The sequence below is a fragment of the Sphaerisporangium viridialbum genome, from assembly GCF_049674955.1.
Lineage (GTDB): Bacteria > Actinomycetota > Actinomycetes > Streptosporangiales > Streptosporangiaceae > Sphaerisporangium > Sphaerisporangium viridialbum.
This window is the reverse complement of sequence record NZ_CP187232.1, coordinates 249755-270418: the sequence shown is the minus strand read 5'-3', so window position 1 is coordinate 270418 and position 20664 is coordinate 249755. Positions and strand designations below refer to the sequence as shown.

At 70.8% G+C, this 20664-nt stretch carries 16 protein-coding genes; 7 read left to right on the top strand and 9 right to left on the bottom strand.

What is annotated here, in order from left to right; genetic code table 11:
• Positions 1-268: 268 nt before the first annotated feature.
• The 6 genes from ACOZ38_RS01245 to ACOZ38_RS01220 form a co-directional block, all read right to left on the bottom strand.
• On the bottom strand, positions 269-3535 hold the full coding sequence (locus ACOZ38_RS01245; protein WP_424528121.1) for a heavy metal translocating P-type ATPase: 3267 nt from the start codon (positions 3533-3535) through the stop codon (positions 269-271).
• Between the two features lie 98 nt (positions 3536-3633).
• A complete protein-coding gene (locus ACOZ38_RS01240; RefSeq protein WP_424528119.1) occupies positions 3634-4107 on the bottom strand; it encodes an N-acetyltransferase family protein in 474 nt (157 codons plus the stop codon).
• A 129-nt stretch (positions 4108-4236) separates the two neighbouring features.
• Positions 4237-4695 (bottom strand): hypothetical protein, encoded by a 459-nt coding sequence (locus ACOZ38_RS01235; protein WP_424528117.1) that lies wholly within the window; start codon positions 4693-4695, stop codon positions 4237-4239.
• Positions 4696-4721: 26 nt separating this feature from the next.
• Positions 4722-5099 (bottom strand): heavy-metal-associated domain-containing protein, encoded by a 378-nt coding sequence (locus ACOZ38_RS01230; RefSeq protein ID WP_424528115.1) that lies wholly within the window; start codon positions 5097-5099, stop codon positions 4722-4724.
• 94 nt (positions 5100-5193) lie between these two features.
• Positions 5194-5943, bottom strand: a complete 750-nt coding sequence (locus tag ACOZ38_RS01225; protein ID WP_424528113.1) for a DUF4386 family protein — start codon at positions 5941-5943, stop codon at positions 5194-5196.
• 35 nt (positions 5944-5978) lie between these two features.
• Positions 5979-6203: a heavy-metal-associated domain-containing protein gene (locus tag ACOZ38_RS01220; RefSeq protein ID WP_424528111.1), complete on the bottom strand. Its 225-nt coding sequence runs from the start codon at positions 6201-6203 to the stop codon at positions 5979-5981.
• Positions 6204-6543: 340 nt separating this feature from the next.
• Here ACOZ38_RS01220 and ACOZ38_RS01215 point away from each other — a divergent pair, with 340 nt between their 5' ends.
• From ACOZ38_RS01215 to ACOZ38_RS01200, 4 genes are all read left to right on the top strand, one after another.
• Positions 6544-9258 carry an AAA family ATPase gene (locus ACOZ38_RS01215; RefSeq protein WP_424528109.1) on the top strand — a complete coding sequence of 905 codons (2715 nt, stop codon included), beginning with the start codon at positions 6544-6546 and terminating at the stop codon, positions 9256-9258.
• A 292-nt stretch (positions 9259-9550) separates the two neighbouring features.
• Complete coding sequence (locus ACOZ38_RS01210; RefSeq protein ID WP_424528107.1) at positions 9551-10393, top strand: helix-turn-helix domain-containing protein; 843 nt, start codon at positions 9551-9553, stop codon at positions 10391-10393.
• 74 nt (positions 10394-10467) lie between these two features.
• Complete coding sequence (locus tag ACOZ38_RS01205) at positions 10468-11079, top strand: dihydrofolate reductase family protein (protein WP_424528105.1); 612 nt, start codon at positions 10468-10470, stop codon at positions 11077-11079.
• Between the two features lie 401 nt (positions 11080-11480).
• The gene (locus tag ACOZ38_RS01200) at positions 11481-12797 is read left to right on the top strand and encodes an MATE family efflux transporter (RefSeq protein ID WP_424528103.1); all 1317 of its coding nucleotides are present in this window, start codon (positions 11481-11483) and stop codon (positions 12795-12797) included.
• Between the two features lie 325 nt (positions 12798-13122).
• Here ACOZ38_RS01200 and ACOZ38_RS01195 read toward each other — a convergent pair whose 3' ends face one another.
• Together ACOZ38_RS01195 and ACOZ38_RS01190 are read right to left on the bottom strand one after the other, a co-directional pair.
• Positions 13123-14013: a MurR/RpiR family transcriptional regulator gene (locus tag ACOZ38_RS01195; protein WP_424528101.1), complete on the bottom strand. Its 891-nt coding sequence runs from the start codon at positions 14011-14013 to the stop codon at positions 13123-13125.
• 182 nt (positions 14014-14195) lie between these two features.
• Complete coding sequence (locus ACOZ38_RS01190; RefSeq protein ID WP_424528099.1) at positions 14196-15665, bottom strand: M14 family zinc carboxypeptidase; 1470 nt, start codon at positions 15663-15665, stop codon at positions 14196-14198.
• Positions 15666-16016: 351 nt separating this feature from the next.
• Between ACOZ38_RS01190 and ACOZ38_RS01185 the strand changes: the two genes are divergently transcribed.
• Both ACOZ38_RS01185 and ACOZ38_RS01180 read left to right on the top strand, forming a co-directional pair.
• A complete protein-coding gene (locus ACOZ38_RS01185) occupies positions 16017-16145 on the top strand; it encodes a hypothetical protein (RefSeq protein ID WP_424528097.1) in 129 nt (42 codons plus the stop codon).
• 392 nt (positions 16146-16537) lie between these two features.
• Positions 16538-16852 carry a hypothetical protein gene (locus tag ACOZ38_RS01180; RefSeq protein WP_424528095.1) on the top strand — a complete coding sequence of 105 codons (315 nt, stop codon included), beginning with the start codon at positions 16538-16540 and terminating at the stop codon, positions 16850-16852.
• A 176-nt stretch (positions 16853-17028) separates the two neighbouring features.
• On the opposite strand, the gene ACOZ38_RS01175 is transcribed toward ACOZ38_RS01180, so the two are convergent.
• Positions 17029-18828: a discoidin domain-containing protein gene (locus ACOZ38_RS01175; protein ID WP_424528093.1), complete on the bottom strand. Its 1800-nt coding sequence runs from the start codon at positions 18826-18828 to the stop codon at positions 17029-17031.
• A gap of 264 nt (positions 18829-19092) precedes the next feature.
• Here ACOZ38_RS01175 and ACOZ38_RS01170 point away from each other — a divergent pair, with 264 nt between their 5' ends.
• Positions 19093-20661 (top strand): serine/threonine-protein kinase, encoded by a 1569-nt coding sequence (locus tag ACOZ38_RS01170; protein ID WP_424528091.1) that lies wholly within the window; start codon positions 19093-19095, stop codon positions 20659-20661.
• The last annotated feature ends 3 nt before the right edge of the window (positions 20662-20664 follow it).

Here is a 20664-nt window from a genome sequence, read left to right as displayed (position 1 = left end):
ATCATGATGAGGAAGGCCCTCGCGGATGCGTCCGGAAGGGCCTTTTTTCATGGGCGTACAGCGGTTCCGTACAGCAACGGGGCTGCGCTACCCCTCGTCGTCCAAACTGTCGTTCAGCCGGTCCAGAGCCTTACGAGTCTCAGGCGTCGGAATCTGGGTGTAGACGTTCATGGTCACCGAGATCTGCGAGTGCCTGAGGATTCGACGTCGCCGGCGCCGGGCCGGTCGCCGACGTGGTGACAGTGGTGGTCATCGGGCTCTCCTTCGGTCAGCGGGCTTGGACGGTGAACGGCACGGTGATCACGTCAGCGTCGGCGAGCCGGAACTGCGCCCACAGCTGGTAGGTCCCGGCGGTGGGGAACTCGGCGTGCACGTCGAGTTCGGGGCCAAAGGTCTGGCCGGGCAGGGCGAAGACCGGGCGGCCGTCGGCGTCGGTGACCTCGGCGTGTTCGTGGGCGAAGGTCTGCCCATCGGCGCGCATGACCACGATGTGGCCGGCGGCGGCGAGGTAGGGCTGCAGGTCGTCAACCGGGCGGCCAGTAGCGGCGTCGCTGAATGTGTAGTGCAGGTCGCTGCGCCCGCCGACCTCGGCGTCGCCGTCGAGCCGCACGCGGACGCCGTCGACGACGGCGCTGCGCAGGCCCTCGGTGAGGGTCACTGGCGCGGGGGCGGGGCCGGCGACGGTGAGCATCTGCCGGGAGTGGACGTCGGCCATCTGGCCCTGCCGGCGGAACTCGGTGTTGACGATGTACTGCCCGGCGGTGGGGAAGGTGATGGCCACCGCGAGCTCCCCGGGCCGGCCGGTCGGCTGCGGATGCACGTGGGCGAACGTGCCGAGGTCGGCGCGGGTGGCGATCAGGTGCATCCACGCCTCGTGGCTGCGGGTCAGATCCTCCACCGGCTTCCCTGTCCCGCTGTCGACGACGGTGGCCACCAGCCGGGTCGGCACGCCGGGCCGGGTGCTCGCGGGCAGGTCGAAGTGGACATCGAGCCCTGCCTCGGCGGCGCCGGTCGCCGGGACGTCGGCGGTCATCATCACGCTCATCGCCGGGCGCATCGGCATGCCGGTGCCCTGCGCCCAGGCCAGCTGCCCGTTCATGCCGCGCTCGGCGAAGTCCATCCGGCTGACCGCGGTCAGCGCGGCGCCCAGGGCCAGGGCGACGACCGCGATCCCGGTCAGGTAGGCGTACTGGCCGACCCGGGCGCGCCGCGGCGGGTGCAGGATCTCCTGAGCCGTGGCCGGGCGGCGGAAGCGGCGCAGCCGCAGTGCGTTGGTGACCACGCTGACCGAGCTCATCGCCATCGCCGCACTGGCCAGCACTGGGTCGAGCAGCAGGCCGTTCCACCAGTACAGCGCCCCGGCGGCGACCGGGATGAGCAGCAGGTTGTAGCCGAACGCCCAGCTCAGACCCTGCTTCATCGTCGTCACGGCGCGCCGCGACAGCGCGATCGCCGAGACGATCCCGCGCAGGTCGCCACCGACCAGGGTGATGTCGGACGCGGCGATCGCAACATCGGCGCCGGTGCCGACCGCCAAGCCGATCGCGGCTTCACTGAGGGCGCCGGCGTCGTTGATGCCGTCCCCGCAGAAAGCGACGACGTGCCCCTGCTCCTGCAGCTTGCGCACCTTCGCCGCCTTCTCGGCCGGCAGCACCTCGGCGAGCACGTGCTCGATGCCGACCTGCTCGGCGATCGCCGCGGCGGTGGCGGTGTTGTCGCCGGTGAGCATCCACACCTGCAAGCCCAGCGCCTTCAGCTGGGCGACCGCCTCGGCCGACTCCGCCTTGACCGTGTCGGCCACGGTGAGCACGGCGGCAGCGGCCCCGTCGACCGCGACGAACATCGGCGTGCGGCCGGCCGCGGCCTCCGCGGCGACGGTGGCCTCCAGCGCGGCGACGTCGACGCCACGGGCGGCCATCAGCGCGGCGTTGCCCACGAGCACGCGCTTCTCGCCGACGACGGCGTCGATGCCGTGCCCGGGAACGGCGTCAAAGGAGCGCAGCGCCGGCAGGTCGAGGAAGCGAGCGGTGGCGGCGACGACGATCGCCTCGCCGACCGGGTGCTCGCTGCCGGTCTCGGCGGCCGCCACGAGAGCCAGGACGTCGTCCTCGGCCCAGCCACCAGTGGTGGTGATGCCGGTCAGGGCCGGCTTGCCCCGGGTGATCGTGCCGGTCTTGTCGAGCATCACGGCGGTGACCCGTCGCGCGGTCTCCAGCGCGTCCCCGTTGCCGATGAGGATACCCAGCTCTGCGGCGCGGCCGGTGCCGACCATCACCGCCGTTGGCGTGGCCAGACCGAGTGCGCAGGGGCAGGCGATGATCAGCACCGCGATCGTGGTGCTGATCGCCGTCGTCAGCCGCCCGGTATCCGGGCCGAGCAGCGCCCACGCGACGAAGGTGGCCGCGGCCAGGCCGAGCACGATCGGCACGAACCAGGCCGAGACCCGGTCGGCGAGGCTCTGCAGCGGCACCTTCGCGCCCTGCGCGTCCTCGACCAGCCGAACGATCTGCGCCAGCGCGGTGTCCGCGCCGACCGCGGTCGCCCGCAGCACCACCGTGCCGGTGCGGTTGATCGTGGCGCCGATGACCTGATCGCCGGCGGCCTTGTCCACCGGCAGGCTCTCGCCGGTCAGCATGCTCTCGTCGACCGCGGTGGCGCCGTCGGTGACGACGCCGTCGACCGGGATCTTCTCGCCGGGCCGGACCCGCACCAGGTCGCCGACGACGACCTGTTCGACCGGGATGTCAACCGCGGCGCCGTCGCGCAGCACGCGGGCGGTCTTCGGCGCCAGCCCGACCAGGGCGGTGATCGCCGCGGCGGTCTGCTTCTTCGCCTTCGCCTCCATCCACCGGCCGGCCAGGACGAGGGCGAGGATGACCAGCGAGGTCTCGAAGTACACGTGCAGCGGCAAGCCCCACCGCTCGGCGGCCGCGGGCCAGAGGGTGACGAACGCGCTGTAGGCGTAGGCGACCCCGGTCCCCAGCGCCACGAGGGTGTTCATGTTCGTGCTGCGGTGCCGCGCGGCGGCCCAGGCGGCGCGGTAAACGTCCCGCCCGGCCCAGAACTGCACAACTGTGGCGACCACGAGGATGGCCGGCATCAGCCAGTCCATCGCGTCGAGGTAGAGCGGCACGTACATCAGCACCATCAGCCCGAGGCCGGTGGCGAGAGTGATCTGCCACTTGCGCTTGAGCGACGTCAGGTGGGCCTCACTGTCCCGTTCTTCGCTCGCCGCGGCGTTCGCGTCGGCGGTCGCCTGCCCGGCGGCGGGCCGGGCGTCGCGGCGCGGGGTTGCGGTGTAGCCGGCCCGGGTGACCGCCGCGGTCAGCTCCCCCAGACCCACCTGCGCCGGGTCGAAGCGGACGGTGGCGACCTCGGTGGCCAGATTGACCTCCGCGGCTGCCACCCCGTCGACACGGCGAAGCGCCTTCTCCACCCGGCCGACGCACGAGGCGCACGTCATGCCGCCGATGTCGAGGGTGCAGCCGGCGGTCGCCTCGGTCGCCGCGGCGGCGGTCGACGCGGTGATGGTCATTGCGGTCTCCTGTTCGGACGGGGGTACGGGGGCTACGGCAGATTGTTCGGGGTGGGGACCGGCCTCGGACCGGCGATTTCGCCAGGTTCGCGGCCGGGTCAGTGGCCGGTGGCCAAGTCGGCGTACGCGCTCGGGGGCCAGGCGGCGAGGATCTTGGGCCGCAGGGTGGCGCCGAGGCGGTGGTAGAAGCGCTGCGCGTCGACGTTGTCGACCTCCATGCCCCAGCGGATGAGCAGTCGCCCGGGTGCGGCCAGTGCGGCGAGAGCGGCCATGAGCTGCCGGCCAGCGCCGGCGTCGCGGTGCCCGGGGCGGACGTAGAGGTCGTCGAGGTTGAGCACGTCGCCGCCGGTCCACAGGTGCAACTGGCGGACTGAGGAGACGTAGCCGACCGCCAGCCCGCCGCGCTCGGCCAGCAGGACGATCACCTCGGGGCGTCCGAGCAGGGCGCGCCACTGCTCATCGGCGACGTGTACCTGCGCCGCCTGGTCCTCGTGGGCGGCGATCTCGCGGACCATCGCGGCCACGTCGGCGGCATCATCCGGCGTGGCCCGGCGGATCGTGACCTCGGTCATCGGGGCGTCCTCTCGTGGGGTGGGGTGATGGACGCGGGGGCGGGAGCGGGGAGGACGGCTCCCGCCGCCGCGGTCGGGTTCACGCGACGCCGCAGGTGTCACCGACGTCGCCGGGCCGGGGTCGGGGCCTCAGCAGTGGGCGTACTCGTGCGGGCGCAGCAGCATGGCCACGGCCATCGCCGGGAGCATGAGCAGGTGGCCCCACAGCATCAGGGCGCCGGTGTCGATGAGCTCCAGCGCCAGCGGCACGAACAGCACCAGGAAGGGCACGTACATGGCCGCGCCCATCTCGGCGATGGGCCGCCAGCGGTGGCCGCGGAACCTCATCCACGCGGACATGGCCACCGTCATGTTCGTCGCCATGATCAGCGCGCCGGTGTACGGGTTGTGCATCAGTCCGGCGGCACCGAGGGCGTCGAGGACGAACATCCACACCGGGTGCAGGACCACCATGCCGACGGCCATCGCCACGACCATCTCGGCGAAGTGCAGGGCGAACTTCTTGGCGCTCAGGCGGTGGTCGTTGTGCGCCACGGCGTCGGTGGGCGCGGAGGCTGTTGTGCTTGGGGTGGCGGGTTGGCTATGCACGGCATGTCTCCAGGGATGGGCGCGGGTCACGGGACGAGGGCGTAGCCGGCCTCGTCGACCGCGGCGGCGATATCGGCGCGGTCGACCGGCTGGGAGGCGGTGACGGTGACGCTGCCGGTGGCCAGGTCGACGGTGACGGACTCGACGCCGGCGACCCTCGAGATCTCCTCGGTGACGGAGCGGACGCAATGCGCGCAGCTCATACCGGTCACCTCGAAGGTGGTCGAGCCGATGAAGGTGCGTGGGGTGCTGGACAGCAAGGGGAACTCCTCGAGGTGCTGGTGGTGTGCGGTCAGGTAGAAGAATCGGCGCGGGGGTGGGTGCGTCTCACCGGGGAAATCGCCAGGGTTTTCGCCGGGATCGGCCAGATCAGTGGCCTGGCCGGGACCGTGGCCGGGTGCCATGCACGGCGTCCTGGATGGGGCCGATCTTCGCCTTCGCTTCGGCGCGGTCGCCGGCGATGTCGAAGGTGACCAGCGCCGCGCGCCCACGCCTTCATCAGCCAGGCGACGGGGCCTCCGAATCCCGCATCCGCCAGGCGACCACGACCAGCCAGATCATCCACGCCACGTCCAGGACGAAGGCCAGCACGATTGCGATCGTCTCCGTTCGCGAGAAACCCACGGAGCCGACCACCCAGCCCTGCACCAGGTAGGTGAGGCCGGAAAGCCCCATCAGGTGGGCTATCGGCCGCGGGACCCAAGCCGTCCGCACGACCGCGGCCGCGAACAGGAGCAAAGCGAGGCCCAGAGCGAAGTTCTGGTAGCTCCTCGCCCCCCACTCAAGCCAGCGGATTGCCTCGGCGCTCGCGAAGCGCGCCGGCTTCTCGGCGTCCGGGGCGCTCGCCCACGCGTAAACGGCCTGCTTGAGGGCGACCCCGTCCACCGCCTGGAGCACGCCGTACAGCGCCAGCGTCGCTACCGCCGAAGCGGCACCGAATCGACCCGCCCACCTCGCCGTTCCAGCCTGAACGTCCAGGGCGAAGAACAGGGCGAGCAGCCCCGCGAGGAAGATCGCCATGCCCGCGAACTGGCCGAGGTGCACGACTGTCCAGATCCCGCTGCCGGCGTACTCGGCGAACACGGCGGGGTGGTCATTCGCGTCCCCATCGGCGTGGAACTGGGTGACCACGATGTATAGGAGTTGTCCCACGAGCAGCAGCGTGGCGGACAGACGCAGCGACGTGCGACGCGCCGGGGGTTCGGTGTGCGCGGGGGTGTTGCTGGGGGCGGGAAATGTGCTGGACACGGCAGCTCTCCAGGTGGCGTACGGGATGGACGGGGTCACGGGACGAGGACGTAGCCCGCCTCGTCGACGGCGGCGGCGATGTCGGCGCGGTCCACGGGGCGAGAGGCGGTGACGGTGACCGTTCCGGCGGCCAGGTCGACGGTGACGGAGCCGACGCTGTCGACTTCGGCGATCTGCTCGGTGACCGCGCGCTGGCAGTGCGCGCAGGTCATGCCCTCGACCTCGAAGATGGTCGAACCGATGAAGGTGCTGGACAGCAAGGGGAACTCCTCGAGGTGCTGGTGGTGTGCGGTCTGGTAGAAGAGTGGGCGCGGGGGCCGGTGCGTCTCGCCGGGGAAATCGCCGGGTTTTCCGCCGGGATCGGCCCGGTCAGTGACGGTGCGCCCCGTGCCCGTGGCCGGTGACGGCGGCGCTGGGCTTGCCGCTGGTGACGGCGAGCGCGGTGAGGACGAACAGGGCATCCTCCGCCAGCATGATCACTCGGTGACGGCGAGCGCGGTGAGGACGAACAGGGCGTCCTCCGCCGGCATGATCACTCACGCCGGTGATTTCGCCGGGTCTTGGTGGGACTTGTCCGGCGCGTTCGGTACCGTCGGACTCGTGCTGGCCGGACGGGATCCCGAACGCGCGGCGATCGCCGTCCTGCTCGACGCCGCCCGTACCGGCAGCGGCGGCGCGCTGGTGGTGCGCGGCGTCGCCGGGGTCGGCAAGTCGACGCTGCTGGCCGACGCGCTGGCAACCGCGTTGGACCTGCGGGTGCTACGCACCTCCGGCGTGGAGTCCGAATCGCCGCTGGCCTTCGCCGCGCTGCAACGGCTGCTGTGGCCGCTGCGCACCCGCATCGACGCCCTGCCGGCGCCGCAGGCCGCGGCGCTGCGCGCGGCGATGGGTGAGGCCGAGGGCGAGGGCGACCGCTTCCTGGCGTTCCTCGGCACGCTGAGCCTGCTCGCCGACGCCGCCGAACAGGCGCCGCTGCTGGTCGTCGTCGACGACGCGCACTGGCTCGACGACGCGTCGGCCGCGGCGCTACTGTTCGCCGCCCGCCGGCTGCAGGCCGAGCGCGTGGCGCTGCTGTTCGCCGCCCGCGACGGCGACGCCCGCCGCTTCGACGCCGGGGACCTGCCCACCGTCGTGCTCGGCGGCGTGACCGGCGCCGACGCCGACGCGCTGCTGTCCGCCCGCGCCGGGACCGACATCGACCCGGCGGTGCGCGACCAGCTGGTCGCGGGCACCGGCGGCAACCCGCTCGCGCTGGTCGAGCTGGCCGGGGTGCTCACCGCCGACCAGCTGGCCGGCCGGGCGCCGCTGCCTGCCCCGCTGCCGCTGACCGGCGGCGTGCAGCGCGCCTTCCTCGACCGCTACCGCCGCCTCGACGAGCCCGCGCAGCGGTTCCTGCTGGTCGCCGCGACCGACGACACCGCCCGCCTGACCGTGGTCCGCGACGCCGCCGAGCGCCTCGACGCCGCTGATACCGCCCTGGATGCGGTGGAGCGGTCCGGGTTGCTGCGCGTGGACGGCGATGCCGTCGCCCTCTACCACCCGCTGGTGCGCTCGGCGGTCTACCGGGCGGCCACCAGCGCACAGCGCCGCGCCGCGCACCGTGTGCTCGCCGACGTGCTGACCGGCGACCCCGAGCGGCGGGCCTGGCACCTGGCCGCCGCCGCCGACCGGCCCGACGAGGACGTCGTCGCCGCCCTCGACGGGGTCGCCGAGCGCGCCGCGGCCCGCGGTGGCCACGAGGCGGCCGCCGCCGCGTGGGCCCGCGCCGCCGAGCTCACCGCCGGTGGTGAGCCCCGCGGCCGGCGGCTGTACCTGGCCGCGTCCTCAGCCTGGCTGGGCGCGCACCCGTCGCGCGCCTCGGCACTCGCCCAGGCCGCCGCGGCGGACGTGACCGATCCTCTGCTGCGGGCGCAACTGCTCGTGCTGCAGGGCCACATCGAGTGGAACACCCGCTCGCTGAACGACGGCTACGACCTCATCCTGCAGGCCGCCGAGGTCGCCGCCGGCGTGGACGCGGCGCTGACGGCTCAGCTGGCGATGCTCGCCGCGTCGCTGGCGGCGTTCGGCGCCCGATCCCCGCGCGTGGTGAACCTGACCGCGCTGGTGGCCGAGCCCGCGCCGGACGCGCCGCCCCGGGTGCGGGCCGGCTGGGCCCTGCTGCACGGGTTCGGCGCCGTCGCCCGCAGCGACTGGGCGGCCGCTGCGGAGTCCTTCCGGTGCGCGTTCGTCCTCACCGACGCCGACCCGGTCGACGACCACGTGCTGCAGCCCAACCTGGGCATCGCCGCGATGCTGATCGACGACGACGAGCGCGGACTGCGGCTGCACGAGCAGCAGCTGACCGCCGCCCGCCGCGCCGGCGCGCTGAACATGGTCGAGCACGCCCTCACCCGCGGCGTCCACTTCCAGATCGCGACCGGCGCCTGGTCGAAGGCCGCCGGTGCCGCCGCCGAGGCGCTGCCGCTGACCGCCGGCACCGGCCACCCGGGGCTGACCGCGCTGCCCACCGCGCAACTCGCCCTGGTCGCGGCGCTGCGCGGAGACGACGCCGCCGACCGCCACCTGGACAGGGTCACCGAGATCCGGGACAAGCACCCGGTCGGCATCACCGACGGCCTCGTCGCCGATCTGACGCACTGGGCCCGCGGGCTGCGCGCGGCCGCGCAGCCGGCGACCGCGCTGCACCACCTTGAGCAGATCGAAGGGCCGGCGTGGCGCCGCCTGGCCGCCCTCGACCTGTACGACGCCGCCGCCCGCGGCGACCGCCCCGACCTCGCCCGCACCTGGCTGGCCGAGCTGGAGCAGTTCGCCGCGGGCACCGGTCTGCCGGCCGCGACCGCGGTCGTCGAGCACGGCCGCGCCCTGCTCGCCGACGACGGCGACGCCGAGACCCACTTCCAGCGGGCACTCGCCGCGCACGCCGACTCGCCGCGGCTGCCCGACCGGGCCCGCACCCACCTGGCCTTCGGCGAGCACCTGCGCCGCGCGCGCCGCCGGGTCGACGCCCGCGAGCACCTGCGTACCGCGCTGGCGCTGTTCGAGGACCTCGGCGCCACCCCGTGGGCCGAGCGGGCCGCGCAGGAACTGCGCGCCTCCGGGGAGACCGCCCGCCGCCGCGACGTCACGACCGCCACCGAGCTGACCCCGCAGGAACGCCAGGTCGCAGCCCTGGTCCGGCAGGGCCTGTCGAACCGGGACGTGGCCGCGCAGCTGTTCGTCAGTCCACGCACCGTCGACTTTCACTTGAGAAACTGCTACTCCAAGTTGGGCGTCAGCTCCCGCGCCGAGCTCACCGCTCTCTCACTCGACCTGTGACCGGCATGGCCCTGCACGTGAAGACCGCATCAGTCGCTGTCGCTCACCGATCTTTCTCACCATGCCCCCAGGGGTATCCGGAAGCTGGCTGCACGACATTCCGCTGAGGAGCGAGCGCCAGCAGCTTGCCGTCCACTCCGGCACCCGCAATGGCCCTGTTGGCCGCCATCAGCGAGTGAGTTCGGGGGCCGGTTTCGAGTGAGTTCTGGTGTCAGTCGGTGATCTTGAGAGGTTGGTCGGCGAACGAGTGACCTCCCCCGCGAATTGAACCCTCGTCGGCCATACTGAGTCTGTGGAATACGTCGGCCGGGTGCCCGCCCCGCCGCTCGACCGGTTCATCGACGACATCTACTGCCTGACCGGAGTGCCGCGCCACCGCCGGATGAACGTCCCGCCGATGCCGTCGGCACACCTGTTCGTCAACCTGGGCGGACCCGCCCGCCTGTGGGATTCCGACCCTTCGGTGCCCTCGGCAGTGTTCACCGATGGGTGGTTCATGGGTGTATGGACCAGGCGTTTCCTCTTCGAGTACCCCACACGTGTGCGGCTCGTTGGGGTGCACTTCAAGCCTTGGGGGATTTCGCCGTTCGTCGACATGCCGGCGACCGAGCTGCGGGACCGATGGGTGCCGGTCGACGCCGTCTGGCAACGGTCTTTGGACCGGATTCGCAACAAGGTCGGCGACATCGCATCGGCCACCGAGACACTGCGGGTATTGGAGGAGGAGCTGCGATCGCGACTTGCCGAAGCACCGTCGCGCGGTCTCGACCTGGTCCAGCACACAGGCGGGCGTTTGGAGACTTCCCACGGCGCGGTCCCGGTCGGTGCGCTGACCGATGCCGCCGGGGTGAGTGGCAATCACCTGGCCACGCAGTTCAAATCTCATGTCGGGGTCACCCCGAAGCGGATGGCGCGGATCTACCGCTTCGCGCGGCTGATCGTGTCCGTGGACGCCCTGCGTCCGGTCGACTGGGCAGAGCTCGCTCACACGGCGGGCTACTTCGACCAGGCCCACTTCAGCAGGGAGTTCAAGGACTTCACCGGCCACACCCCGACGGAATACCTGGCCCTGCGGCGCCGATTCCCCGCCGAGCAGGGGTTCCCGCCGGACAGCGGTCCGATGCCCGCTGATTGATTTTGTACAAGCCCCGTCGCCCTCCGGGGCGACAAGATCGGAGGTGAACGCGCAAGGAGACTCGAGGAGAACCTGTGGGCACAGTGATCATGCACAGCGTGGTGTCGGTGGACGGCTTCATCGCCGACGAGAAGGACGACGTCGGGCCACTGCACGATTGGTACTTCAACGGGGATACCCCGATCACCGAAGGCAGCGACCAGCAGTACGATCATTCCGGAGCTGGAAGCGGCCTCAAGGTCTCAAGTGCATCGGCGGAGTACGTCCGACCCATTTGGGAGGCGATCGGCACGATTGTGATGGGCCGCAACCTGTTCGACCTGGTGAACGGCTGGGAGGGTCAGCCGCCCGCGGGCGACCATGTGGTCGTGGTGTCCCACCGGCCCAAGCCCGAGGGCTGGCACCCTGAGGCGTCGTACCATTTCGTCGATGGCGTGACGGCTGCGATCGACAAGGCCCAGGAGCTCGCCGGGGAGCGAACCGTCAGTGTGAACGCCGGCGAAGTGGGCAGCCAGATCTTCGCGGCCGGCCTCGTGGACGAGGTGGCGATGGACGTGGTGCCGGTGGTGTTCGGGTCGGGCAAACGCTACTTCGGCAGCATCGATGGGCAGCATCTACTGGAGGATCCCCACGTGGTCATCCAGGGCGACCGGGTGCTACACCTGAGGTTCAAGGTACGCCGCTAGACCCCCGACGGGGTGCGAAGTTCCGCTCCCCAGTCGATGTTTGGTGAGCCTCGACACCCACGGTGGTGGCGAAGTTCAGTGGGCGGACGAGCCCTCCGAGGGGAACCTGCCGCTCGCATCGCCGGACCTCCAGGCGAGTTGCCGCTCTACCTCTTCGGTCGGCAGGGCGCGGCACATGTCGAGGTGAGCGGGCCTGCTACGGCGGTCGAAGCCGTGCGACGCGCGCGGTTCGGCATGTGACAGGAGCCCTGGCTCTCATCCATGCCGCGAAGCCCGGTCGGCTCGGCGCCGGCCGACCGCGGAGCGACATCGAGGTAAGAGGCACTACCGGTCAGTGATCCTTACGGATACGCTCGGGTGTCAGGAGCGGAAGCCAGTTGAGCCCCTTACCGGAGGACCGCATGGTTGGGCACGTCGACCGGGCCGGGTCCCCGTTGCGTCAGCTACTCGCGCTCGCCGTGCCCGCGCTCGGCGTCCTGGCCGCCGAGCCGCTCTACCTGCTCGTCGACACGGCCGTGGTCGGCCACCTCGGCGCGGTGCCGCTCGCGGGGCTCTCGGTCGGCGCGATCGTGCTGGCGCAGATCGCCACCCAGATGACGTTCCTGTCATTCGGCACGACCGCGCGCACGGCCCGGCTGCACGGCGCCGGCCGTCGGGCCGATGCCGTGGCCGTGGGCGTGCAGGCGACCTGGCTCGGCGCGATCGTGGGGCTGGTGCTGATCGTGGCCGGGCAACTGCTCGCCGCGCCGGTCGCCGGCCTGCTCACCGGTGACGCCCAGGTCGCCGACGCCGCGGTGAGCTGGCTGCGGATCGCCCTGCTCGGCGCTCCGATGATCCTGATCACCATGGCGGGCAACGGGTGGATGCGCGGTGTGCAGGACATGCGGCGCCCGCTGCGCTACCTGCTCGCAGGCAACGGGATCTCCGCGGCGCTGTGCCCGGTGCTGGTACACGGGCTCGGCTGGGGGCTCGACGGCTCGGCGGTCGCGAACGTGGTCGCGCAGCTCATCTCCGCGAGCCTGTTCGTGCGGGCGCTGCTCGCCGAGGGCGTGCCGCTCGCACCGGTCCCGGCCGCGATGCGTGCCCAGCTCGGCCTCGCGCGCGACCTGGTGCTGCTCGGCCTGGTCTTCCAGGCGTGCTGGGTGTCCGCGACCGCGGTGGCCGCGCACACCTCCACGGCGGCGGTCGGCGCCCACCAGGTGGTGTTCCAGCTGTGGATGTTCCTGGCCTTCGTGCTCGACGCGCTGGCCATCGCCGCCCAGGCGTTGGTCGGAGCCGCGCTCGGCGCGCACGACGGGGAGCTGGCGCGCCGGCTGGCCTGGCAGGTGGCCGGGTGCGGGTTGGTCTTCGGGGCGTCGCTCGGCGTGGTGTTCGCGGCGCTGGCCGGCACCCTGCCCCACGCGTTCACCACCGATGCGGCGGTGCTCGCCGAGATGCCCAAGGCGTGGTGGTTCTTCGTCGCGCTGCAACCGATCGGCGGCGTCGTGTTCGCTCTGGACGGAGTGCTGCTCGGCGCCGGAGACGTCGCATACCTGCGCACCGCGACGCTGGGCGCGGCGGTGCTCGGCTTCCTGCCGCTGGTGTGGGCGTCGCTGAGCTTCGACTGGGGCCTGGTGGGGATCTGGTGTGGGATGTCGGTCTTCCTGCTGATTCGGATGACCACCCTGCTGGCCAGGCTGCGCTCCGGCCGCTGGGCCATCCTCGGCGCCGTACGATGACCCGACCGTGAGCAAGCCGGTCTACTCGTCATCCGCGAACCGGCCGGCGCGACGTCGTCGCCCGAGCACGGCGCGTCCTTGTCACTCGCAAGGGCCCTGTCCGGCTGGTCGGGCCAGTTCACCAATAGCGGCGGGCAATCCGTTACACCAAGTCAGGCTGCTTCGTTCGGCGATGAACAACGACCGCGGTGGCGACTGTTGAGCGAAAGCAGGCCCAAGACGCAGGCCGTCAAAGCAGCCACCCACCAGCGCAGGTATCGCCACCTCGTCGAGCGGGACAGCCGAGACATAGAGCGCCTGCTCAGCATGGTCTGGTGCCGGCGGTTCAGTAGGGGAGGAAGATCTGGCGCTGGGTCGCGCTGTCGTCGAAGGCTTCCAGTTGGGCCTGGCCTTCGGTGGCGAGGGAGTCCAGCATGGTGTGCAGCAGGGCGGTGCACAGGACCGTGGGCCCGGCGTGGGAGTCGAAGGCGAAGTCCGAGCTCACCGGCGCGAGCAGCACCTCGTCCGCGAGGTCGATGAGCCGGCCCACCGGTTGGTCGGTGATGAGGGCGACCTTCAGCCCGACGCGCCGCGCCCAGGTGAGCCCCTCGGCGAGCTCGCGGGGGTAGCGCGGCAACCCGATGGCCAGCACCCACTCGGCTCCGGATTCGGCCGCGCGGCTCAGCCGGTCCTCCAGGGTCGAGCCCGCCATGTCCAGCACCCGTACGTCAGGGAGCACCTTTTCCGCGAGGTAGCCGAACAGGTGCGCCAGCGGCGCGGAGATCCGCAGGCCCATGACCAGCAGCGGACGCGACCTGGCCAGCCGGCCCGCCACTTCGCGAAGCTGGCTCGGATCGCGTAAACCATCGCGCAGCCGCTCCAGGTCGCGGATCTCGGAGTTGACGAGCGCCTGGATCTCGTTGAGGTCCTCGGTGGGCAACGGTCGCTGCGCGCCGCCGAACACGGACGAGCGCAGCGTGTCGCGGAACTCCGGGAACCCCCTGAACCCGAGCGCGGCGGCGAATCGGGTGACCGATGGCTGGCTGACGCCGACGCGCTCGGCGATGTCGGCGCTGGTGAAGAAGGCGGCCTCCTGCGCGTGGTCGAGCAGGTAGCGCGCGATGCGGCGCTGCGAGGGGGAAAGCCGGTGACCGTCGAAGAGCTCGCGCAGGTTCGCGGCGACCCGTGACGCGTCCGGCACGGCGAGCGACTGGCCGGTCTCCCTGGCACGCCCCATCCTCGGGCACCTTCCCTTCTCCATGGAGTGACAGACCCGGCGATGACTCTCACCGCCCGGCGGGGCAGGGCCATCGGTCGGCCGCGTTACTTCATGAGTCGCGATGTTCCTGTGGGCCCAAAGCGAGCGCCGGGCGGCCCTGGTGGGGACCGCCCGGCTCGTTCAGTGCGCGACGCCGACCGTCAGTTCTTCGGGCCGTTGCCGTTGAAGCGGGTCTTGCACTCTTGCAGCCTCACGTCGACCTGCTCGCCCCTGTCGACGGTGACGTGCACCGTCTCCAGGACCTCGCCACTCGGGCGGGCGCAGGTGAGAGTCCAGCTCTCCTTGAGGAACTTGCCTGGGCCGGTGGCCACGACGCCCTTCTCAGTGTAGGCGGGGGTGGGCCGCACCGAGGGGTTAACGTGCCAGGCGAACTTGCCGTTGGTCGGGGCGACCAGGGTGGACTCCAGGTGGGTGGGCACCACCTTGGGCGGGTCCAGGACACCGCCCGGCTGCACGATCGGCGCGGTCCACAGGTTGAAGTCCTTCGTGATCGTCAGGACCGCACCCTTGGGCGCCTTGCCGGTGATCACGGAGTGCCCCGCGGGGTCCGCCGCGTACTCCAGAGCCACCATGAACGCCTCGCGGTTCGACTTGCCCGCGTAGCGGCCGGTGCCGAGGTAGTCCTCGATCACCTCGGGGTAGGTGTTGTTGGTCGACTGGGTCTTCATGATCTCGAACGTGAACCCGAGGCCGCGGGTGGCGTAGTACGACCAGTCCGGGGTCTCGCCGGTCGTCTCGTAGTCGAAGCCCGACTTCATGCCGGTGTAGCCGTTCTTGGCCGCCATCGCGTCGGTCAGGGCGGCGTAGACCGCTTCGTCCGGAGCGTCGCCCGCGCGCTTCTCCAGCGGCGGACGGAGGAGGGTGTGACCGGAGGTGTGGTTGGTGATCAGGACGGTGACCTGGTTGGACGAGGTCAGGTCCATGACGTTCTGGATCTCGGGCTCGCTGCCGGGCCCAGGGCCGCGGTTGGTCGCGTTGGAACCCGCGTTGCTACCCCAGCCGAAGGGGTAGTTGCGGTTGATGTCGACCCCGGCGTTGCTGGCGCACGTCGGCGAGACGCCGCAGCTCGTACGCCGGTTGATGATGAAGCCGTCCACGTTGACGACCGGGACGAAGATGACCCGTGCCTGGTCGAGCAGGCGGGTGATCTGCGGGTCCTTGCCGTCGTTCTTGATCAGGTCGTAGGCGAACTCCATCGTGTGCTCGCCGGAGGGCCACTCGTTGCCGTGGTGCACCCCCATCATGAACAGGACCGGCTTGCCGTCGGCGGTGTCGACGTGGCGGGTCACCTCGATGCCGTACACCTCACGGCCCTGGCGGGTCTTGTGCGGCAGCGTGACGTGCTTGACGAGATCGGGGTAGCGCTTGCTCAGCGCGAGCATCTCGTCGTTGTAGTCGGTGATGGTCCGGTAGGTCGTCCGGCCGCTGGGCAGAGCCGTCGCCTGCTCCGCCGCCACCTGGACGGCCGCCTTGGCGCCGGCCGAGTCGGCGAAGCTGGTCGCGGCCGCCGGAATGCCGAGTGTTCCCAGCAGTCCGACGCTCAGCGCAAGCGTCAGAACCCGTTTCTTGCTACTCCAGGCCGCGGGGGGCTGCGAGCCTCTTGAAGACATGCTGGACCCTTTCTAGCTGCGGACGAACTGGAACCAGAAAGGCGCCCTTTTCTCCGAGCTATCTTGCGAAAATCCTTTTCAAAACCCACCGATGGGCTATTGATTGGAAAGTTGTAGGTAGTCTTAGGGATGAAAGTTTGCCTGTCAACCCTCTTCGGCTACGCTCTTTCCGCACATCTGCGGGATGCCTGAGGTGGTCTTTCGCACACGGGGTGAGCACAAGAGGTGAGGGGCGCCTCGGCCTGGGGTCCACCGGGTGGAGCGGGCAGCGGCGACCGGTGCGCCACCGAGTCCGGCAGCGGCCGGCGCCTGTCTCACTTACTGAGATCGGCGGGAGGAGAGGCGCTGTCCATGAGTTATGACATCTACATCCCGCTGCGGTGGACCATGGCGGACGAGGCGGCACCCTTCCTCACCTGGCTCGCACAGGAGCACGGGCTGGCGTGCTACGACCCTCACATGGACCGCCTCCGCCCGTAGGCCGCAATCAGCGTGGGTGGGTCGGTGATCTTCGCCTTGCCGGTCGGCGAGCGGCCCGTCCGGCGTTCGGAGAGCGTTCAGGTATTTCCGTTCGATCGTTATTCGGCTGTCCGGAAAGCGCTTTCGCGATGGAAACCCGTCAACCGGCATCCGATTTCGGGTAGTGCCGGAAATCGGCTCATGAGCGGTCCAGAATCCGCGGATGAGACAGGGGCACAGCAGCTCCGATTTTGGCGTGAATAAGGTGTTGACCAAGATCGGTGAGCCATGCCAAAGTGAGCCTTGCGCGGACGTCGAGTTGGGCCGAAATGCCGACGTCCGTTTGTCCGTGGCCGATGAATTGTCCTCAATCCCCTGCCAGGAAATGGATGTTTGTCATGCGGAAAAAGTCATTGATCAGTCTCACTGTCGGCGCTCTGTTGTCCGCGGGCCTGGTCGGCGCGACCGCGACGCCCGCGCAGGCCGTATCCTGCACCAGCTGGGTCGGAACCAACGGCAGCTACAGCCAGTTCCACGTCCAGTGCCCGTCGCAGTACTACATCAAGGTCAAGGTTCAGTGCGCGGACGGATACTCCGTGACGTCCGCCGTCCGTTCAGGCGGCTATCAGCACGCCGACTGTTACTACCCGACCCACGGCGGCGCCGACGCGGGTTGGGCTTGGACGAGTAACTCGTCGAGTGGCCCCTGGACCGCCGCGAGCATCTAGGCCGGTTAACGCCCACTAAGGTGCATTCCCGCAGCGAATACCACGACCACTGCCATTCGCACACCGTTGGGCGTGCATATCGGGTCCGGCGCCGATAGGTCGATTTCCCCGGATGGTCGGAAGGCCCTCCCGGATAGATCCGGGAGGGCCTTCTTCATGAACGTACGGCTAACAGATCACCAGCCGACGGCGACCAGAAGCCACTGGGGGTTTCCGTGGGAGACGAACGAGGACTGCCCGGCGTAGTCGTCGTACGGGAAGCCGTAGGCCAGGTGGTTGATGGCGTGGTCGTGCCAGAACCTGGCGTAGTAGTTGGCCGGAGCGGCCTGGTAGTAGAGGCTCGGGTTCGACCACTGCGACTGGGGCAGCTGCGCGACGTGCCGGTTGAGCGCGGCGCAGTTCCCCGGGTCGTTGGCCAATGAGGCGGCGCAGCCGAAGATGTCGGAGGTGGCGGCCGAGATGCCGACCGACGCCGCGTAGCTGGAGAAGTAGTTCGCGTTGGCCCCGCCCGCGCGGAACCCGCTGTAGCTGCCCGGCGCCGGGATCCGGTACGGGGCCTGCACCTGCGCCAGCGGCTTGAACTCCGCCGGCACCTCGTTGATGAACCGCTGGAACGTCGCGGCGCGGTCCTCCTGGAAGGTGCTGTAGTCCTCGCCCACGGACACGTCGTAGCCGTCATGAGCGTGCAGCCGCATCGCCAGCTTGAGGCCGAACGCGTCGACGCGCGTGGTGTTGCCGTTGAACACCGAAGCCCCGACGGTGAACTCGATGAAGTCGTAGTACTGGCTGTTCGGCGAGCCCAGGTAGAAGTACATCCGCCCGGCCGAGTTCACCGGCATGTCGAAGTACGGCTGCTCCGCGATCGAGTGGACCTGCCCGTTGTAGCTCCAGTAGACCTGGCTGTCGGGGTACTTGCCGTTCGTCCGGTTGAGAATCTTGACCATGACGACGTTCTGGGCGGCGGGGATGCCGTTGGTGTCACCCCAGAAGGACGTCGGGTCGGTCGGGGTGATGGTCGGAGTCGGGGTCGGGGTGGTCGTCGTGCCCGTGGTGCGGACGGCGAACTCCCAGAGGGAGTAGCCGTAGGCCGTGCCGCGCGCGGTGCCGTACACCCGGACGTACCGCCCCGTGCCGGTCACGTCGAGCGTCTGTGTGCCGCCGGTTCCGGTGGTCGTGGAGTAGACGGTCGTCCAGGTGGAGGCGTTGCCGGACACCTGGATCTGGAAGGACTTGCCGTAGGCCGCCTCCCAGGTGAGCACCACCTGGCAGATGGTGGCCGAGGCGCCCAGGTCGACCTGCAGCCACTGCGGGTCGCTCGCCGCGCTCGACCAGCGGGTGCCGGCGTTGCCGTCGACCGCCGCGGAGGCCGGGGTGCCGGCGTTCTCGGTGGAGGAGGCGGTGGCCGTCTTGCCCTGCGCCGCGTTCGCGGTGCCGCAGCCGCCGCTGCCGCCGATGGTGCCGTAGACCTGGAACTCCCACAGGGAGTAGCCGTAGGCCGTGCCCCGCGCGGTGCCGTACACCCGGACGTACCGCCCCGTGCCGGTCACGTCGAGCGTCTGTGTGCCGCCGGTTCCGGTGGTCGTGGAGTAGACGGTCGTCCAGGTGGACGCGTCGTTGGACACCTGGATCTGGAAGGACTTGGCGTAGGCGGCCTCCCAGTTCAGCACCACCTGGGTGATGCCGGCGCTTGCGCCGAGGTCGACCTGCAGCCACTGCGGGTCGCTGAACTGGCTGGCCCAGCGGGTGCCGGTGTTCCCGTCGACGGCCGCTGAGGCGGGGGTGCCGGCGTTCTCGACGGAGGAGGCGGTGGCCGGCCTGCCCTGGGACAGCAGCGTGCTGGCGGCGTGGGCGGCCGGCACGGTGATGGCGGTGTAGGCGGCCAGCACCGCGACCAGGAGGGCGGCCAGCGCGGCCACCAGGGGGGCCGGCCTTCCTCGCTGGATCATGGAACGGGATGGGGGGGACATCAGTGGCATAGCAGCTCCTGACGTGGACGGGGATCAGCGCACGACACCAGACGCGCCGGCCCAGGGACGCAGGGCCGAGCTGGCGCGAGACGGATCGGCAACACGCAAGAGAGCGCTCTCTCGAATAGCAGCTTCATCGACGTTTGTCGAATCGTCAAGATGAACTGTCTGGAACATTCCGTTCACGGCAAATCTTCCGCTCCAATGCACACCCCCGCCCGGTCCGGCAGACCTCTGCCCTATATGTAGGTGTTTGACCATAGGGTGACTCCGATGAATGCGATCGGCGGATACGTGCTCAGGCGTGAGCTGGGCCGGGGCGGCATGGGCGTGGTCCACCTCGCCGCCACCCCGACCGGTGGCCTGGCCGCGGTGAAGGTGATCCATCCGCAGCTCGTCCGCGACCCCGCCTTCCGGCGGCGCTTCGAGCGTGAGGTCGCGGCCGCGCGGCGCGTGGCGAGGTTCTGCACGGCCCCCGTGCTCGACGCCGGCATCGAGGGGGACACCGCCTACCTCGTCACGGAGTACGTGCGCGGACCCGACCTGGCCCAGGCCGTACGCGAGCAGGGGCCGCTGGCGGGCGGCAACCTGGAGGCGCTGGCGGTGGGGATCGCCACGGCGCTCCACGCGATCCACGGCGCAGGGGTGATCCACCGCGACCTCAAGCCGTCGAACGTCCTGCTGTCGCCGCTCGGCCCGCGTGTGATCGACTTCGGCATCGCGCAGCTCGTCGACAGCCAGAGCCTGGTCAGCCAGGCGATCCTCGGCACGCCCGCGTTCATGGCGCCCGAGCAGGTGCGCGGCGAGCCGCTGACGCCCGCGACCGACGTCTACGCGTGGGGCGGCCTGATCGCGTTCGCGGGCACGGGACGGCTGCCGTTCGGCGGCGGCTCCCCGCCCGAGGTCCTCTACCGGATCGTCAACGAGGGACCGAACCTCCAGGGCCTCGACGAGCGCATGCGCGCCGTCGTCGAGCGGGCCATGGCCAAGGATCCCGCGCGGCGGCCGAGCGCGCAGCGCCTGCTGGACGAGCTGGTCGGCGGCCGTCCGACCCCGGCGACGGCCACCCAGGCCGTCGAGCGCAACTGGGTCGTCACCGGTCCGTCGGACCCGCCCAGCAGCCCGGCCGCACCTGACGGGCCAGCGGCGATACCCAAGAGACCAGTTCCCGAAGGACCCGCCCTACCTGAGGCACGGAGGACCCGGCGGCGGTGGCCGTGGATCGCGGCCGCCGCCGTGCTCGTGACGGCGCTCGCCGGCGGGTGGGCCGCCTACGCGGCTCTCGGCACGCCGTCGCTGCCCTACCACGCGGACTTCGCGGAGTCCTGGGCCATCGGCACGTCGGAAGGCGGCAGGACAGAGCAGGACGACGGGACCTACCTGCTGACCGTGAACCCCGGCTGGCGGCTGTGGAAGTCGGCTCCCGTCTCGGGCGAGCCCGCCGAGGGCGTCGTGGTCAGCTCCAGGGTCCGGCTGGAGCGGGGCTCGGGTGAGTTCGGCGTCTGGTGCCGTGGCGACACCGGCACGGGCGACCGCTACGAGTTCGCGGTCACCGGCTCGGGGAGCGCGTCGATCACCAAGCGGCAGGGCGGGCAGAGCACGGTCCTGCACGGGCCCGTGCGGGTGGAGAAGTCGGCCGACAACCGCGTCGTGGTCCAGTGCAGGCAGCAGGGCGGGCAGGTCGCCCTGAGCATGTGGCTCAACGAGAACCTGGTCGGCGAGGCCGCCGACAGCCAGAGCCCCTTTGGACCGGGGGCGACCGGCGTCTACGCGGCGCCGGACACGGCCGAGGCCGTCCAGGTCAGGTTCCGCTCGTTCGACCTCCGCCCGGCGGAGGGCTGAGCC

Bases quoted from the DNA above. Each gene is read 5' to 3' on its own strand.
- ACOZ38_RS01245 (WP_424528121.1), bottom strand. From the start codon at position 3,535: ATGACCATCACCGCGTCGACCGCCGCCGCGGCGACCGAGGCGACCGCC.
- ACOZ38_RS01240 (WP_424528119.1), bottom strand. From the start codon at position 4,107: ATGACCGAGGTCACGATCCGCCGGGCCACGCCGGATGATGCCGCCGAC.
- ACOZ38_RS01230 (WP_424528115.1), bottom strand. From the start codon at position 5,099: ATGGCACCCGGCCACGGTCCCGGCCAGGCCACTGATCTGGCCGATCCC.
- ACOZ38_RS01200 (WP_424528103.1), top strand. From the start codon at position 11,481: ATGGTTGGGCACGTCGACCGGGCCGGGTCCCCGTTGCGTCAGCTACTC.
- ACOZ38_RS01195 (WP_424528101.1), bottom strand. From the start codon at position 14,013: ATGGGGCGTGCCAGGGAGACCGGCCAGTCGCTCGCCGTGCCGGACGCG.
- ACOZ38_RS01190 (WP_424528099.1), bottom strand. From the start codon at position 15,665: ATGTCTTCAAGAGGCTCGCAGCCCCCCGCGGCCTGGAGTAGCAAGAAA.
- ACOZ38_RS01185 (WP_424528097.1), top strand. From the start codon at position 16,017: ATGAGTTATGACATCTACATCCCGCTGCGGTGGACCATGGCGGACGAG.
- ACOZ38_RS01175 (WP_424528093.1), bottom strand. From the start codon at position 18,828: ATGCCACTGATGTCCCCCCCATCCCGTTCCATGATCCAGCGAGGAAGG.
- ACOZ38_RS01170 (WP_424528091.1), top strand. From the start codon at position 19,093: ATGAATGCGATCGGCGGATACGTGCTCAGGCGTGAGCTGGGCCGGGGC.